The organism is Paenibacillus naphthalenovorans, assembly GCF_001465255.1.
Taxonomy (GTDB): domain Bacteria; phylum Bacillota; class Bacilli; order Paenibacillales; family NBRC-103111; genus Paenibacillus_G; species Paenibacillus_G naphthalenovorans.
The window spans coordinates 4,699,250-4,712,782 of sequence record NZ_CP013652.1 but is presented as its reverse complement, the minus strand read 5'-3'; the positions used below and the strand labels follow the sequence as shown (position 1 = coordinate 4,712,782).

13 protein-coding genes are annotated in these 13,533 nt (G+C 50.9%); 7 read left to right on the top strand and 6 right to left on the bottom strand.

The features are described 5' to 3' along the window. Positions 1-13: 13 nt before the first annotated feature. Entirely contained in the window at positions 14-553 is a 540-nt protein-coding gene (locus IJ22_RS23240; protein WP_062410468.1) for a DUF4242 domain-containing protein, read from the bottom strand. 153 nt (positions 554-706) lie between these two features. On the opposite strand from IJ22_RS23240, the gene IJ22_RS23235 reads away from it, so the two are divergent. Continuing rightward, complete coding sequence (locus tag IJ22_RS23235) at positions 707-1,129, top strand: winged helix-turn-helix transcriptional regulator (protein WP_054818644.1); 423 nt, start codon at positions 707-709, stop codon at positions 1,127-1,129. Positions 1,130-1,133: 4 nt separating this feature from the next. Here the strand turns inward: IJ22_RS23235 and IJ22_RS23230 are convergent, their stop codons facing one another. From IJ22_RS23230 to IJ22_RS23220, 3 genes are read right to left on the bottom strand one after another with little or no spacing between them, the layout of a single operon-like run. Beyond that, the gene (locus IJ22_RS23230) at positions 1,134-1,901 is read right to left on the bottom strand and encodes an ABC transporter permease (RefSeq protein WP_062410467.1); all 768 of its coding nucleotides are present in this window, start codon (positions 1,899-1,901) and stop codon (positions 1,134-1,136) included. Between the two features lies 1 nt (position 1,902). Continuing rightward, positions 1,903-2,883, bottom strand: coding sequence for an ABC transporter substrate-binding protein (locus IJ22_RS23225; RefSeq protein ID WP_062410466.1), 981 nt, complete (start codon positions 2,881-2,883; stop codon positions 1,903-1,905). Positions 2,884-2,899: 16 nt separating this feature from the next. Then, positions 2,900-3,679 carry an ABC transporter ATP-binding protein gene (locus tag IJ22_RS23220; RefSeq protein ID WP_062410465.1) on the bottom strand — a complete coding sequence of 260 codons (780 nt, stop codon included), beginning with the start codon at positions 3,677-3,679 and terminating at the stop codon, positions 2,900-2,902. A 349-nt stretch (positions 3,680-4,028) separates the two neighbouring features. Here IJ22_RS23220 and IJ22_RS23215 point away from each other — a divergent pair, with 349 nt between their 5' ends. From IJ22_RS23215 to IJ22_RS23190, 6 genes are read left to right on the top strand one after another with little or no spacing between them, the layout of a single operon-like run. Next, a complete protein-coding gene (locus IJ22_RS23215) occupies positions 4,029-5,489 on the top strand; it encodes a 4-hydroxyphenylacetate 3-hydroxylase family protein (protein ID WP_062410464.1) in 1,461 nt (486 codons plus the stop codon). Next, positions 5,486-6,937, top strand: a complete 1,452-nt coding sequence (locus tag IJ22_RS23210; RefSeq protein WP_062410463.1) for a 4-hydroxyphenylacetate 3-hydroxylase N-terminal domain-containing protein — start codon at positions 5,486-5,488, stop codon at positions 6,935-6,937. The genes IJ22_RS23215 and IJ22_RS23210 overlap by 4 nt, the downstream gene beginning before the upstream one ends. A gap of 18 nt (positions 6,938-6,955) precedes the next feature. After that, positions 6,956-7,798: an ABC transporter ATP-binding protein gene (locus IJ22_RS23205; protein WP_082660924.1), complete on the top strand. Its 843-nt coding sequence runs from the start codon at positions 6,956-6,958 to the stop codon at positions 7,796-7,798. Between the two features lie 34 nt (positions 7,799-7,832). Beyond that, a complete protein-coding gene (locus tag IJ22_RS23200) occupies positions 7,833-8,660 on the top strand; it encodes an ABC transporter permease (protein ID WP_062410462.1) in 828 nt (275 codons plus the stop codon). 15 nt (positions 8,661-8,675) lie between these two features. Then, positions 8,676-9,431, top strand: coding sequence for an enoyl-CoA hydratase/isomerase family protein (locus IJ22_RS23195; protein ID WP_062410461.1), 756 nt, complete (start codon positions 8,676-8,678; stop codon positions 9,429-9,431). Positions 9,432-9,470: 39 nt separating this feature from the next. Beyond that, on the top strand, positions 9,471-10,565 hold the full coding sequence (locus IJ22_RS23190; RefSeq protein ID WP_062410460.1) for an ABC transporter substrate-binding protein: 1,095 nt from the start codon (positions 9,471-9,473) through the stop codon (positions 10,563-10,565). Positions 10,566-10,676: 111 nt separating this feature from the next. Here the strand turns inward: IJ22_RS23190 and IJ22_RS23185 are convergent, their stop codons facing one another. Continuing rightward, positions 10,677-12,221, bottom strand: a complete 1,545-nt coding sequence (locus tag IJ22_RS23185) for a class I adenylate-forming enzyme family protein (RefSeq protein WP_062410459.1) — start codon at positions 12,219-12,221, stop codon at positions 10,677-10,679. A gap of 2 nt (positions 12,222-12,223) precedes the next feature. Further along, complete coding sequence (locus IJ22_RS23180) at positions 12,224-13,255, bottom strand: alcohol dehydrogenase catalytic domain-containing protein (protein WP_201023569.1); 1,032 nt, start codon at positions 13,253-13,255, stop codon at positions 12,224-12,226. Between the last annotated feature and the right edge of the window lie 278 nt (positions 13,256-13,533).

The following is a 13,533-nucleotide window of genomic DNA, read 5'->3' as shown; positions in this document are numbered from 1 at the left end:
TTCCAGGCATGTTCTAATCTTTGGCTTTGGGCAGAATTTCCGTAATACTGTCAACAGGAGCTTTCACGGCCTCTCTTGCCCTCTTTACAGCGTCTTCATCCGGAGCATCATAGAAGCAGAGGCATTTGGTCATATCCTCGCAAACATAAGTTCTGGAAAAAGATACTTCCGGCACTTCCGCATAATGAACCGAGTTGTTTTTCTTACGCTCCAAATACTGATCCATCGTGATTCCTTCGGGAAGATTCCACTCGACCAAATAATTGATGGCATCCGATTTCCGCTTAACGCTCTCCACTTCCTGCCCTACCAGGCGAACGGGCTTGATTAACGTAACGGGGAATCCGAGTTCGCGCAATCCTTCGTTCACTTCCTGCCGGCTCCCGCTTTCAAAAATGAGAAAGGCTCTGGAAAAGTCCCGGGAGACCTGAACTTCAATAAGCTCAATGTTTTTTGGATCCAAGTGCTGCTGAATACCCGTAATCGTTTGCTCAAATTGCTCTTGACCTTTGACCGTTCCATTCAATACCGATTCTACCAAATACAATGCCATATCCATCTTCTCTCCTCAATCTGTGATTTTGCATAGGAATCCATACCCAAGAGGCATTCCAATACCTGATGATATAGATTATAATATTAACTTAGTATCCTTTATTAACCTAGTGAAAACCGTTGAAAAAACGTCTTCCGGAGGAATTGAACCATGAAAGAACGCTACGATTTACCGTGCAATATTGCGCAAACCCTGAATATCATCGGCGACCGCTGGACTCTTCTGATCATTCATGACATCTTGGTGGGACGAACGACATTTAACGAAATCAAGAAGTCGCTGTCCGGCATTTCCTCGAAAATGTTGTCCGAGCGGTTGAAATATCTGGAGGATACCGGGCTTATCGTCTCCAGCCTTTATTCGGATCACCCGCCCCGGTACAAGTACACGCTAACCGATAGCGGAAAGGACTTGGAGCACGTATTTAATTCGTTGATCCTTTGGGGCCGGCAGCACCTTGTGAAATGCTACAAAAAGTTGGTCCATCGAGCCTGCAGCCATGAAATCGAACCGGCCTATTACTGTCCTCATTGTCAAAAGAACGTGGAAGATATCGATGTGGTGGAAATTTAGCGCATCAGGATTCTCTGATGATCCCCCATTGCTTGTCCATCCACCTTTCCAGCAAACGAATGATTCGATCCAGGAGAAGGCCGCAAAGACCTATAAAAATAATTCCCGCTAATACGAAGTCCAGCCGCAGCTGATTTCTGGCGTCCACAATCATGAAACCCAAGCCGGACTGGGCCCCGACCATCTCTCCTGATACCAGAAATATCCACGATGTGCCTACTGCGATATGCAGGCCATTGGCGATAAACGGAAAAATAGCGGGCAATATAATTTTACTGAACAGATGGTACCGGCCGATCTCCAAATTTTGAGCCACTTTCAAATACGTCACATCCATTTTCCTTACGGCTGTCACCGTAGAAAGCAGTACCGGGAAAAAAGCCGCCAGGAAGATGATAACAATAGCCGGTGCGTTCCCGATCCCAAACCAAAGCACGATAAACGGAGACCATGCGATCGGGGAAACCGGTCTGATCACTTGCACGATAGGGTCGACAAACCCCCACAGAACAGGCAGCCTGCCCAGCAGAAGCCCCAGCACGATGGCCGTAATGGAGGCGGAAAAATAACCCGCCGCGAATCGGAGCAAGCTCACTTGCAAATGGGTCCATAACGTTCCATCCAAAAGCAGCTTCAACACCGCTTTTCCTACGGATAAAGGAGCAGGCAGCAGGGAGTCGTTATAGCCTCCAATTAGAACGATAGCCTGCCATATCACGATAAGAAGGACCATGCTGACCAAAACGTTTGTAAGAGTCCTGAAGCTTTTCATACTATCCCTTCACCTGGTCGATGAATGAATTATCTACGAAATCTTGAAAGGATGGCGGGTTATTGGATAGGCCCATTTCGATCATGTATTGTCTTAACTGTTCATAGGCTTCCTCCGTAAGTTTTAGATCCCCGTAGGAAATCCACTGCAGAGACAAATCTAATACGTCTTTTTCTATATTCATGTATTTGCGCAAAATCTGTTTGGCCTCTTCATCCTTAAGCTCCGCTTTCTCCCCCGCTTTCAAATATTCGGTGATAAATTCCCGCGACGCTTCTTTGTGGTTATTAAGAATTTCGCCCCGCATCACCAGAGCGCAGTCCACGGAATCTTTCCAGATTTCTTCAGATTGGAATAAAGCCTTGCCTTTTTTGATCACGACCGACTTCGCGCCGAACGGTTCGGCGACAACGTAACCGGAAATTCTGCCTTCCGCCAGCGCAGCCGGCATTTCCGCCGGGGCCAATTCAACGACATCGACATCACTGTACTGGAGACCGGCTTTTTTCAGCATTTCATAGAACAAAACATGATGTGTCGAGAATTTGTGGGGAATCGCAAACTTCTTCCCTTTGAGGTCGGCCACTTGATGGATATCGTTGGAGGCCACAATCACATTGCCGTCTTTATGCCCCAACGCAACGGCCTTCAAGTCAATGCCCTGCTCCTTCGCTTTCATGGCCAGTTCAACCAATACGGAAGCGCCGTCGATTCTGCCCGTATTCAAAGCATCCATCAAATCAGGCCAGGACCCGAATTTCACCAGCTCCAATTTAAAATGCTTGAAATGTTGTTTGCCGAGTTCCTCTTCAATGTACAGGGGAGCCGCATGGGTGATAGGCAAATATCCGATTTTAATCGTCTTCAGATCCGAATCTGCGGACGAATGGCCGGAATCCCCCTCCGTTTTCCCGCAAGCTGCAAGATGGATGAGCATGACCACAAGTAAAATTAAAATGACGGCTTTATTGCGGATGTTCATGAATATGCCTCCTGTTTTAAATACTATATTCTTCACTCGCCTGCGGGCCCGTCAATCGGAATTCGTCCAAAATCAACTTCCGGTAGTGCTGAAAATCCGAATGCCCCCTATCCCTTGGCCGGCTGGAATGAATGGGTATTTCCTTGCGAATTTGTCCGGGGCCGGCACTCATAATCAATATCCGGTCCGACAAAAATACCGCTTCATCAATGTCGTGAGTGACTAAAAGGATGGTCGTTTTTTCATTGGCATGAATATTCAAAAGCTCATTTTGCAAGTAATATCTGGTAAAGGTATCCAACGCTGCGAAGGGCTCGTCCATTAAAATAATTTGCGGCCGGATCGCCAATGCGCGCGCCAATGCAGCTCTTTGCTGCATCCCCCCCGACAATTGATGCGGGAAGTGATCGGCCCGGTCCTCCAACCCTACGAGCTTAAGATAAGCAAGCGCTCTGCTCCTTCTTTCGGCTTCCGTTAAATCCAGCAATCCCAGCTCGACATTCTTCAAAACCGACCGCCACGGCAATAAACCATAATTTTGAAAAAGCATCACACAACGCTTAGCAGGTTCTTTCACTTCGATACCCGCGGTATAGATCGTTCCTCTATCGGGCGTGTCAAAACCGGCTATCAGATTGAGAAGCGTGCTTTTCCCGCAGCCGCTTTGGCCAAGAATAGAGATGATTTCCCCTTCTTTAACCTGAAGCGAGATGCCGCTCAATATTTGTTCGTTTTTACCTGCGGCCTTATATGCTTTACTCACCTCGGATACCTCTACCAAAACCCCGGCTCCCAATTTTGGTTTCACCTCCTTGCCTAACCATTGCCTATAATTCCAATTAATATAGTTGGTATTCGTGTAAGGTTATTTTAGTATACTTTGTTTATTTTTACAACCTACTTTTTAGATAAAACCAAAATGAATAAATCTCATTCCGGCAGTTTACTAATACATGCAGGATAGGCCGGCCGATCAACAATCTATTTACTATTGACAGAATGAAAAATGAAATGATAGAATGCCTAGTAAATATATTGGAATACTGTTCTACCGGACCGCCGGAGACACTCTGTCATTGACCATCATTGACAAGGGTGTCTTTTTTTATGTCCATTGGCAATGAAGGAAGATGGAGGCCAAGAGAATGACGACAACCAGGGGAAAGCATTTCATTCAAAGTTTAAAAGATGGGCGGAGCGTTTGGCTGAATGGTGAGAAAATTGAAGATATAACGACTCATCCCGCATTTACCGGAACGTTACGGACGCTTGAAAAGCTGTTTAATATGCTCGACGAACCCGGTATGCGGGAGAAAATCGGATTTCGCAGTCCCAAGACCGGCGAATATGTGCATAATGCCTTCCTGATTCCAACGGCGCCGGAGCATTTAAAGCAGCGAAAAGAAGCTTTCAAGATATGGGCGGATGCCACCTTTGGCGTGATGAGCAGATTGTCTGAATTCGGACGCACTCTGATTACCAGCTGGCATGCCACAAGCGAGATGTTTCGCCAGTACGACGAGCGGTATCCGGAGAAAATTCGCCGGTTTTACGAGATAGCAAGAGATGAGGATCGCTTCGTGATTCAAGCGTTCGGCAATCCGCAAATCGACCGTTCGAAGGATGCCGCAGGGACAAGCGATCCTGACGCTCATCTCAGAATTGTGCGCGAGACCAGTGAAGGCATCTATATTAAGGGCGCAAAAACCGTTGCCACTGGCGCGCCTTACGCCCACGATTTGATCATTGCCCCGAACTATCGGGTAAAGGATACGCATCCTGAATATGCTCATGCGCTGATTGTCCCGTTAAATGCTCAGGGCATTCATATCATATGCCGGGAATCGTACGCATCAACCGACATAGATGAACACCCCCTAAGCGCCCAATTCGACGAAATGGACGCCGTCATCGTTTTCGATAATGTATTCATTCCATGGGACAGGGTTTTGCTGCACGGCAATCCGGAGGCCGTTTGGAAGTTCTATAATACGCTGAAAAGCAACGCGCTGACCTTCCATCAAACCGTCGTCCGCCTGGTGTCCAAACTGGAGTTTATTACCGGTCTCGGCATCGCTTTGGCCGAATCGATCGGCGTCGATTCCTTTTTGAACGTGCAGGAAAAATTGGGAGAATTAATTGTCCAGGTCGAAAGCATCAAGGGGCTGCTGCACGCATCGGAAATTGTAACGCAAAAAGATCAATTCGGCATGCTGACCCCCTCTCCCATTCCATTGCAAACCGCGCGAAACCTTGGGATGAGATACTATCCGAGAGCGATTGAAATATTGCAGCAAATCGGAGCCGGAGGCTATACACAAACCCCTTCGACAACGGTTGAAAACAGCGGGGAGATTAGAGCATATTTGGAAACCTATTATCGGGGAGCCGCCGTTTCCGCATCCCAAAAAATAAAGCTCTTCAAAGTAGCGTGGGATATTGTGGGCAGCCCGCTCGGCTCCCGCCACGAACTGTACGAAAGATTGTATGCCGGGGAAGCTTCGCGAATGTATGCCTTACAATACCTTGCATCCGATAAAACCGCTTTGGAGAAACGGCTGGAGCGGTTTTGGACCATTACGGAAGAAAGGAGAAATGAACCATGAGCTTGGGCAAACAGTATATGGAACGTATAAATGACGGCCGCAAGGTATGGCTGGGAAACCAGGCGGTCGGCAATGTGGCGCATCATCCTGCATTCGCGGCAACCGTGCATAACATCGCCTTACTGCTGGATAAGCAGAATGAACCCGATACGCGCGATCAATTGACTTATCGCGGGGACAAATCCCGTGCCAATATAGCCTTTCTGGTGCCGAGATCGAAAGAAGATCTGCTCCGCCGGCACAGTGCCCTCAAGTTTTATGCGGATGCGACCTTCGGTATGATGGACGGACTTTCACAGTATGCCCGATCCTTGCTTACCGGGCATTACGCCAATCGTCATTATTCCGGCATCGGCCATGCCTATGCGAATAAAATCGAGTCGTATTACAAGTTTATCAAAGAGAATGATCTATTGTGTACCGGAGCTGCGCACGATCCGCTAAGGAACGATTCGCAACCCCCGTCCAGGTTCGATGAAGCTTCCGATCCGGGTTTGCGAATCGTTCGCGAGACGGAGGATGGCATCATCGTCAGCGGAGCAAGAATGGCAGCGGCGAACGCTCCTTATGTCGATGAAATCCTGGTTTCGTTTTATGACCCGCGCTCCCGGGAAGACAAGCGGCATGGTTATATGTTTGCCGTTGCAGCCAATACACCCGGGGTGAATATCGTTTGCCGGGAATCCTTCGTGGCTGATGAACCGGATGATCATCCCGTGAGTGCCCGGTTTGAGGATATGGACACCGTTATTATTTTTGACGATGTGCTGGTCCCTTGGGAGCGCGTGTTCATAAAGAATAATCCGGAGGCTTTGCTGAAAATTCAACGCGACCCCGCAGCCGCAGCTTTAGGACAGCATCAAACCGTTGTCCGGCTGCTCAGCAATCTCGAATTTATCGCTGCCGTGGGCCACGCTCTTACATCCGCGAGCGATAGAAAAGCTTTTTTGCACGTTCAGGAAATCATGGGCGAGCTTATTATTCAGGTGGAAACCATTAAAGGCCTGCTTATCGCCGCAGAGCATCGCTCCTCTCCGGGCAACGACAATATTTGGCTGCCCGAAGAACTGCCTCTGCAGATGGCTCGCAATCTGGGTACCCGTTTTTACCCTCGCGCGATCGAAATCCTGCGGCAAATCGGCGGTGACGCGCTTTTACAGAGTCCCGCAAAGCTGGCGGATTTTGACGGGCCTATCGGTCATTTACTGCGCCAGTATTATCAAGGCACGGATCGCAGCGCCATAGAACGGACGAAACTGATCAAGCTGGCGTGGGACTTGGTCGGCAGCCCGCCGGCAGTGCGACGGGTGCTTTATGAGCAATTCTTTTGGGGCGATCCCGTTCAAGCCTATGCCAATCAATACAAGGATTACCCCAAAAAAACGCTGACGGATCCGGTTTGGAATTTAGTGGATACTCATTCAAAGCAGTATAAGGGGCCAAGTTAAGTTAGGAGGAATGACTTGATGGCAGCAACAGATCTAAACTCAGACCCCGGAATACAGCGCCCTGCACCCGAACCGCCAAAACCTGAGGCGAAGATCACTGTCCGCAACGTCGCCAAGGTGTTTGCTTCCGGCAACCGGTTGACGAGCGCTCTCACGGAGACGAACCTTACGGTGCGCGACGGTGAATTCGTAGTGATCGTCGGTCCCAGCGGGTGCGGCAAAACGACATTGCTGCGTATATTAGCCGGACTGGAGTCCCCAAGTTCCGGTGAAGTCAAGATCGCAGCGTCCGATCAGAACCGCCCCTTGCATTCGATGGTCTTTCAGGAACGTTCGATCTTTCCCTGGATGAGTGTCATCGACAACGTGGCCTACGGATTGAAAATACGCGGGGTGGATCGGCGCACCGCATTAGCCAAGGCGGAGGAATTCATCGGCAAGGTTGGACTCGCCAAGTTTGCCCGGGCCTACCCCCATGAACTATCCGGCGGCATGAAGCAGCGCGTAAGCATCGCCCGGGCATTCGCCAATGATCCGGAAGTGCTGTTGATGGATGAGCCGTTCGCCGCTTTGGATGAACAGACCAAACTCCTGATGCAGGAAGAACTGCTGCGCATTTGGGACGAGAATAAAAAAACCGTGGTTTACGTTACACACAGCCTTCAGGAAGCCGTATTGCTCGGTGATCGGATCATCGTCTTCTCTGCGCATCCGGGCCGGATCAAGGCGGAGGTTACCGTTGACTTTCCGCGTCCCAGATCTCACAAATTGGCCACTACCCCGGAATTCAGCAAATTAACCTCCGACCTGTGGGAACTGCTTAAGGACGAGGTGATCAAGGCCAGCCGGATCGAGAGTTGAACGAAAAACAACGTAGGAGAAAAGAGAGATTAGCATGAGTTTGGACAATGTGAACCATGACGAAGCTGTCCGTTTCGGTAACGAAGTGCTGCGGGCGAACCGCAGACGCAAGATTCTGTACCGCATCCTCTCCATCACGATGCCCTTTATCTTGCTGCTGTTCTGGGAGCTGCTTGCGCGTTTGGGATGGATAGACACCCGTTTTTTTGCCATGCCTACGCAAATTGCCATAGTATTTTGGAAGCTTATTGAAAACGGGCAGCTCCTTAATGACGTGACCATAAGCTTATCGCGGCTTCTGATCGGTTTCGCCTTGGGCGGAATCCCCGGGCTTATCGTTGGAATCCTGCTAGGCCAGTCTTCGGTGATTCGCGCCTTGCTCTACCCGATCATCGCGGCCATTTACCCTATTCCCAAAATTGCGGTACTGCCGCTGCTCCTGTTTATTTTTGGACTGGGCGAAGCCTCCAAATACGCGATCATCGCCATAGGCGTTTTCTTTATTCTGGCCGTCAACACGATGACCGGAGCAATGAACGTCCCCGCCATCTATCTGGAAGTAGGGAAGGAATTCGGCGCCAGCCGGCTGACCATATTTCGAACGGTCGTGATTCCGGCCGCACTGCCGGTCATTTTTGCCGGCATTAAGCTGGCTTGGGGAAGCGCCCTTCTATTGATCGTGTCGGCCGAATTTGTTGGCGCCAAATCCGGAATCGGCCATTTGATCTGGAGCTCGTGGCAAGTGTTCTCCGTGGAGCAGATGTACGTCGGATTGATCGTCATTGCCATTCTCGGATTTATCACGCTGCTTCTTCTGGATGAACTGGAAGCGAAATTACTGCCTTGGCGAAAACATGTATAAGAAGGAGCGATCAGTATGAGCAGCAAAGTGCTATACGAGAAGCGAAAGGACGGTGTCGCGTTTGTCACCCTCAACCGGCCGGATTCGCTCAATGCATTGGACGTTGAAGCCAAGCTTCGGCTGGGCGAGATTTGGGATGAGGCGGCGGCAGACCCGGAAGTCCGGGTCATCCTGCTATCCGGGGCGGGGTTGCGCGCTTTTTGCGCCGGGTCCGATATCAAAGAAATGTCGAAGACGGGAAAAACGATATCCACCGAAGACCTTCAACGGGCACTGCCAGGTTTTGTTACACCGCTCAAGAAGCCCGTTATTGCCGCCCTGCAGGGCTTTTGTATCGGCATGGGGTTGACGCTGGCCTGCCACTGCGATATCCGGATTGCCTCAGACCATGCGGTGCTTGGTTTTCCGGAGGTAAAGCACGGCATGCTTTCCGGCATTAGCGCCGTTCGGCTGCCGTTCATCATTCCTGCGGGGTATGCGATGGAACTGCTGCTTACAGGCGAAACGATATCCGCCGCCGACGCTTTGCGCTACGGGCTGGTCAACCGGATCACAGCCGGTAACGTACTGCAGGAAGCGGAAAAAGTCGCGGTCAAGATAGCCGCCATGCCGACACCGGGAATACAGGCTACCACCCATTTGGCCCGCCTGGCGATTAATGAAGCCGTCAAGGCGCACATTGCCGAGATTGATGCAGCGCGTTTGGGCATCGAAGCTTCCGCCGGATTTGCGGATCGCGCGCGTGCCTTCGCAGAAAGACGCAGCAACTAAGACCACTAAACTTCAATGGATAAAGGAGACTTTACAACGATGAGAAAAAAATGGGGCAAAAAAATACTGTTGGGAGTATCGTTCGCCGGTTTGCTGCTGGCATCAGCCTGCGGATCGGCAACCACAACGACAAATCATAGCAGCAATCCGCCTGAACAAGAAGCTAAACCACCGGTGAAAAGCGAATCGGCCGAGCCTGCCAAGGTGAGAGTCGGAACTTTAAAAGCATTGGCGGACGCCCCCATCTACATTGCTTTGGAGAAAGGTTACTTTAAACAGCAAAACCTCGATGTGGAGGATGTTGCCTTTGAGACCGGAGCCGATATGATCGCTCCTCTCACCGCAGGCCAGCTGGAAGTAGGCGGCGGCGGGGTCAGTGCCGGATTTTATAACGCCCTCAGCCGCGGTTTTGACATTCAGATTGTTGCCGACAAGGGGCATGTCGGAAGCGACAGCAACTACGTGAACTTTTTAGTCCGTAAGGAGCTGATCGATTCCGGCCAAATCAAAACGTTTGAAGACCTGCGCGGCAAGAAAGTCGCCGTCGTTTCAAAGACAGGCTCGAATGCCGTCCATCTTTCCGCCGCTCTGAAGAAAGGCGGGCTCACCCTCAATGACGTCGAGCTGCTGGAAATGACGTTTCCGAACATGGGGACCGCCTTTGGCAACGGCTCCCTGGACGTAGGCATCATTCCGGAACCGTTCGTTTCTCGTTATGTAGCCAACGGTCTGGCGGTCAACTGGAAAGGTGTGCATGATGCCATCCCTAATGCGCAAACCGGCGTACTCTTTTATTCCTCCAAGTTTGCCAAGGATAACCCTGACGTGGCCAATCGCTTTATGACGGCCTATCTGAAAGGTGTCCGGGATTATAACGACGCCTTCTTCAAACAAAAGGGCTACGATGAAGTGGTAAGCATCTTAACGAAACATACGACGGTAAAAGATGCCGCACTGTATAAGCAAATGGCTCCCGCCGGAATCGACCCTTACGGAAAGCTCAATCAGGAATCGCTTCAGTTAGACTATGATTGGTATAAAGCACAAGGTTTAATCAAAACCGATGTTGATCTCAATCAAGTGATCAACACTTCCTTCCTGGAGGCTGCCCAAAAGGAGCTTGGCAACTACTGATTGACAGAAAAAGAAACAGCCTTGGTTCGGAACCTGAACGGTGACCTTCTTGCGGGTCACAGTCCAGCCCTTCCGGACTAAGGCTGTTTTTCTTATGTTTCAACGTTTATTTCATAGCAGTATGTCGCCTTTGACACTTGCGTTCTCGGCAACCAGCAGATGTTTTAAAACTTTGCCGTAATGGGATTTGGGCAGGCTTTCCACCACTTCAATGATTTTAGGCTTCATAAAACTGGCCAGACGTTGACGGCAGTGATCGGCGATCTCTTGATAAGTGACACGACGGCCCGGCCGAAGGACGATAAAAGCTTTCACGCACTCTCCCCATTCCCGGTCGGGCACCCCGACGACGGCCGCCTCCCGGATGGCGGGATGATTCATCAGCACATGCTCGACCTCTTGAGGCAGGATCGAGCTTCCGCCGCTGCGTATAACCTCTTTCTTTCTACCTACCACATACAGGTAACCTTCATCATCCAATTGTCCTAAATCACCCGTATGGAACTCACCATTGTACAGAACCGGCCGGGTAAGATCCGGGCGATTCCAATATCCCTGCATCACATTCGCGCCCTGAATCACGATCTCGCCGGTCGTATGCGGAGGCAGAACCTGACCGTCTTCATCCTGGATCGTCACGCGATAACCCATCATCTCCCGGCCGGCGCTCCGGATTAAACGATCGGAACGTTCATTGTTCACGACAAATTCTTTAGGTGACAAATAGCACGTCCAGGACGCCTCCGTCAGCCCATACAGCACGCCTAGTTTGGGACCGTAAAGCTCCAGGAACGAGCGGAAGACATCGGGTTGGACGGCGCCCGCACCGATATCGATCGTATGCAGTGAAGCCAGCTCGGTCGGAGCAATGCCTCCATCCAGAAGCCTAACCAGCTGTGTTGGAACCAGGGAGGTGGCATTGGCCCGATGCATGCCGACCAGACGGCCGAAGGTTTCCGCCTCAAAGCGACCTCCCAGCACAATGAGTGCGCCGCCTAATAGATGGAACAATACGTTGATGGCTGCAATAGGCCAGAGCGGACGCACATTAAGGAACACGTCGCCGGCTGCAACGGGCCTGCCCAGAAGTGCGTTGGAAATAATATGATACAGGTTGGCGTGAGTCAGCATCACCGCTTTTGGTTGTCCCGTCGTCCCGCCTGTATAATTAAGACTGGCCAGCGCATCAGGGTTCAGCCGCTCCGGCATGGAGGGGCTTGCCAGGCTGAGAACTTCCTCGTAGTCCAGAACCTCGCCTGCTTTACCGCCGGTAGACAAGATGAGACAATGGTCAAGCTCCCGTTTAACCTCTACCGCCATCTCCGTATGCCGGGAACTGACTATGATGGCCCGGGCGCCGGCGTCCCTCAGTTGGGATACCATTTGCTCTTTGCTCAAACGGGGGTCCAGCGGTACCCGGACATACCCTCCCGCCATCACTCCGTAATCCACTTCGAGATACTGCCGGCTGTCTTCGTGCAATAGACCCACACGGTCGCCTGGGATTAGCCCCAATCCTTTGAGCGCATTACCCACCCGATTGATTCTTGCCACCAGCTGCTCTCTTGTCCAAGTTACGCCATGCTGATCAATAAGTGCCGGTTTTGTAGATGCCTGACGGGCAAACCGGTTTAACATATAGGATAAATGAAGCATACTCACCATCCTTTCATAACAATCCGGCCTGAGACGCTGCGCTGCTCCAATATCGCATGTGCTTCGGCGGCGGATGTAAAGGGAACGATTCGATCAATGACAGGCCTTACCTGCCCCGTATCCAGCAAATGAAGTGAACGCCGGACATCCTGCAGCGTCGGGTTTCCAGACCCTTCTATTCTTAACCGGCGGCCAATGATCAGTCCCGGATCGATTTCGATCTTTCTCATTTCAGTATTGCCCAATACGACGGCGATTCCGTTGGGGGCCAAGCACCGGAGGGATTCCCCGAACGTAGCGCTCACCACGTTTTCAAGAACCGCTTGGACCCCCTGCTTTGCGGTAAGACTCCAAACGTCTCCGGAAAATTTCAGATCGGGACTTACAATCACTTCATCAGCCCCTACCGATCTGATGATGTTCTCTTTGGCGGAGGATGAGGTGATTGCGATGACGTTCGCTCCCCTGCTTTTGGCCACCTGAATTTGATGCAGTCCCAGACCTCCGCTGGCTCCAGTCACCAGCACGGTATCTCCCGGACGAACATCCGCCACAGAGATGACGGCTCTGACACTGGTACCGATCGGACAAACCGCCAAGGCTGCCGCCTCCGGCGAAAGGCCTTGCGGAAGGGGAATGGCATTCCAGCTCGGTACACAGACATACTCGGCGTATCCTCCCGGCCGGTTGGAGCCAAGAATGCCGCCCATTTTGCATAGATCCTGACGTCCTCCAAGACAATACCGGCAGTGTCCGCAAAACATGCGGTGGAAAAGGACGACCTGTTGTCCGATTTGAAGACCCTTCGCTTGTTTGCCCAGCTCAACCACTTCTCCGGACACCTCATGTCCCAAAATGTTCCCGGCCTTCGGGCCATGCAGTTTACCCGATCTGTCCAGCAGATCATGATAACAAATTCCCGCCGCATGCACCTTAATTAAAGCTTCGTCCGGCTTGGGCTCAGGCATCGGCGCCTCCCGCACTTCCAGGCAATCGGCCCCGCCAATATCCTTCATGATTACGCATTTCATCATTTGCTTACTCCTTCTGCATCATGCTGTATCTCCATTCCAAACCATGCCCCGGAGCTGTACCGGACAAAAAATAAAAGCTCTTAAAAATCCCGATGTAAACCAGGGAATTTTAAGAGCTGCCAGTGATCCGGTAAGCCTATTTGAAATGTAATCATATGATTTTAACCTATGAAACAGCGGTTTTGAATAAAAAAAATATATCATTATATCCATCAATCGTCAATGTATGATGCGTTTACCTGACAATCGTTTCATCAGGCATATGGCGAAAGATTTAT

What these genes read in the sequence shown, in the direction of transcription:
- IJ22_RS23240 (WP_062410468.1), bottom strand. Translation starts at nt 553, where the DNA reads ATGGCATTGTATTTGGTAGAATCGGTATTGAATGGAACGGTCAAAGGT.
- IJ22_RS23235 (WP_054818644.1), top strand. Translation starts at nt 707, where the DNA reads ATGAAAGAACGCTACGATTTACCGTGCAATATTGCGCAAACCCTGAAT.
- IJ22_RS23230 (WP_062410467.1), bottom strand. Translation starts at nt 1,901, where the DNA reads ATGAAAAGCTTCAGGACTCTTACAAACGTTTTGGTCAGCATGGTCCTT.
- IJ22_RS23225 (WP_062410466.1), bottom strand. Translation starts at nt 2,883, where the DNA reads ATGAACATCCGCAATAAAGCCGTCATTTTAATTTTACTTGTGGTCATG.
- IJ22_RS23215 (WP_062410464.1), top strand. Translation starts at nt 4,029, where the DNA reads ATGACGACAACCAGGGGAAAGCATTTCATTCAAAGTTTAAAAGATGGG.
- IJ22_RS23210 (WP_062410463.1), top strand. Translation starts at nt 5,486, where the DNA reads ATGAGCTTGGGCAAACAGTATATGGAACGTATAAATGACGGCCGCAAG.
- IJ22_RS23205 (WP_082660924.1), top strand. Translation starts at nt 6,956, where the DNA reads ATGGCAGCAACAGATCTAAACTCAGACCCCGGAATACAGCGCCCTGCA.
- IJ22_RS23200 (WP_062410462.1), top strand. Translation starts at nt 7,833, where the DNA reads ATGAGTTTGGACAATGTGAACCATGACGAAGCTGTCCGTTTCGGTAAC.
- IJ22_RS23195 (WP_062410461.1), top strand. Translation starts at nt 8,676, where the DNA reads ATGAGCAGCAAAGTGCTATACGAGAAGCGAAAGGACGGTGTCGCGTTT.
- IJ22_RS23190 (WP_062410460.1), top strand. Translation starts at nt 9,471, where the DNA reads ATGAGAAAAAAATGGGGCAAAAAAATACTGTTGGGAGTATCGTTCGCC.
- IJ22_RS23185 (WP_062410459.1), bottom strand. Translation starts at nt 12,221, where the DNA reads ATGCTTCATTTATCCTATATGTTAAACCGGTTTGCCCGTCAGGCATCT.
- IJ22_RS23180 (WP_201023569.1), bottom strand. Translation starts at nt 13,255, where the DNA reads ATGATGAAATGCGTAATCATGAAGGATATTGGCGGGGCCGATTGCCTG.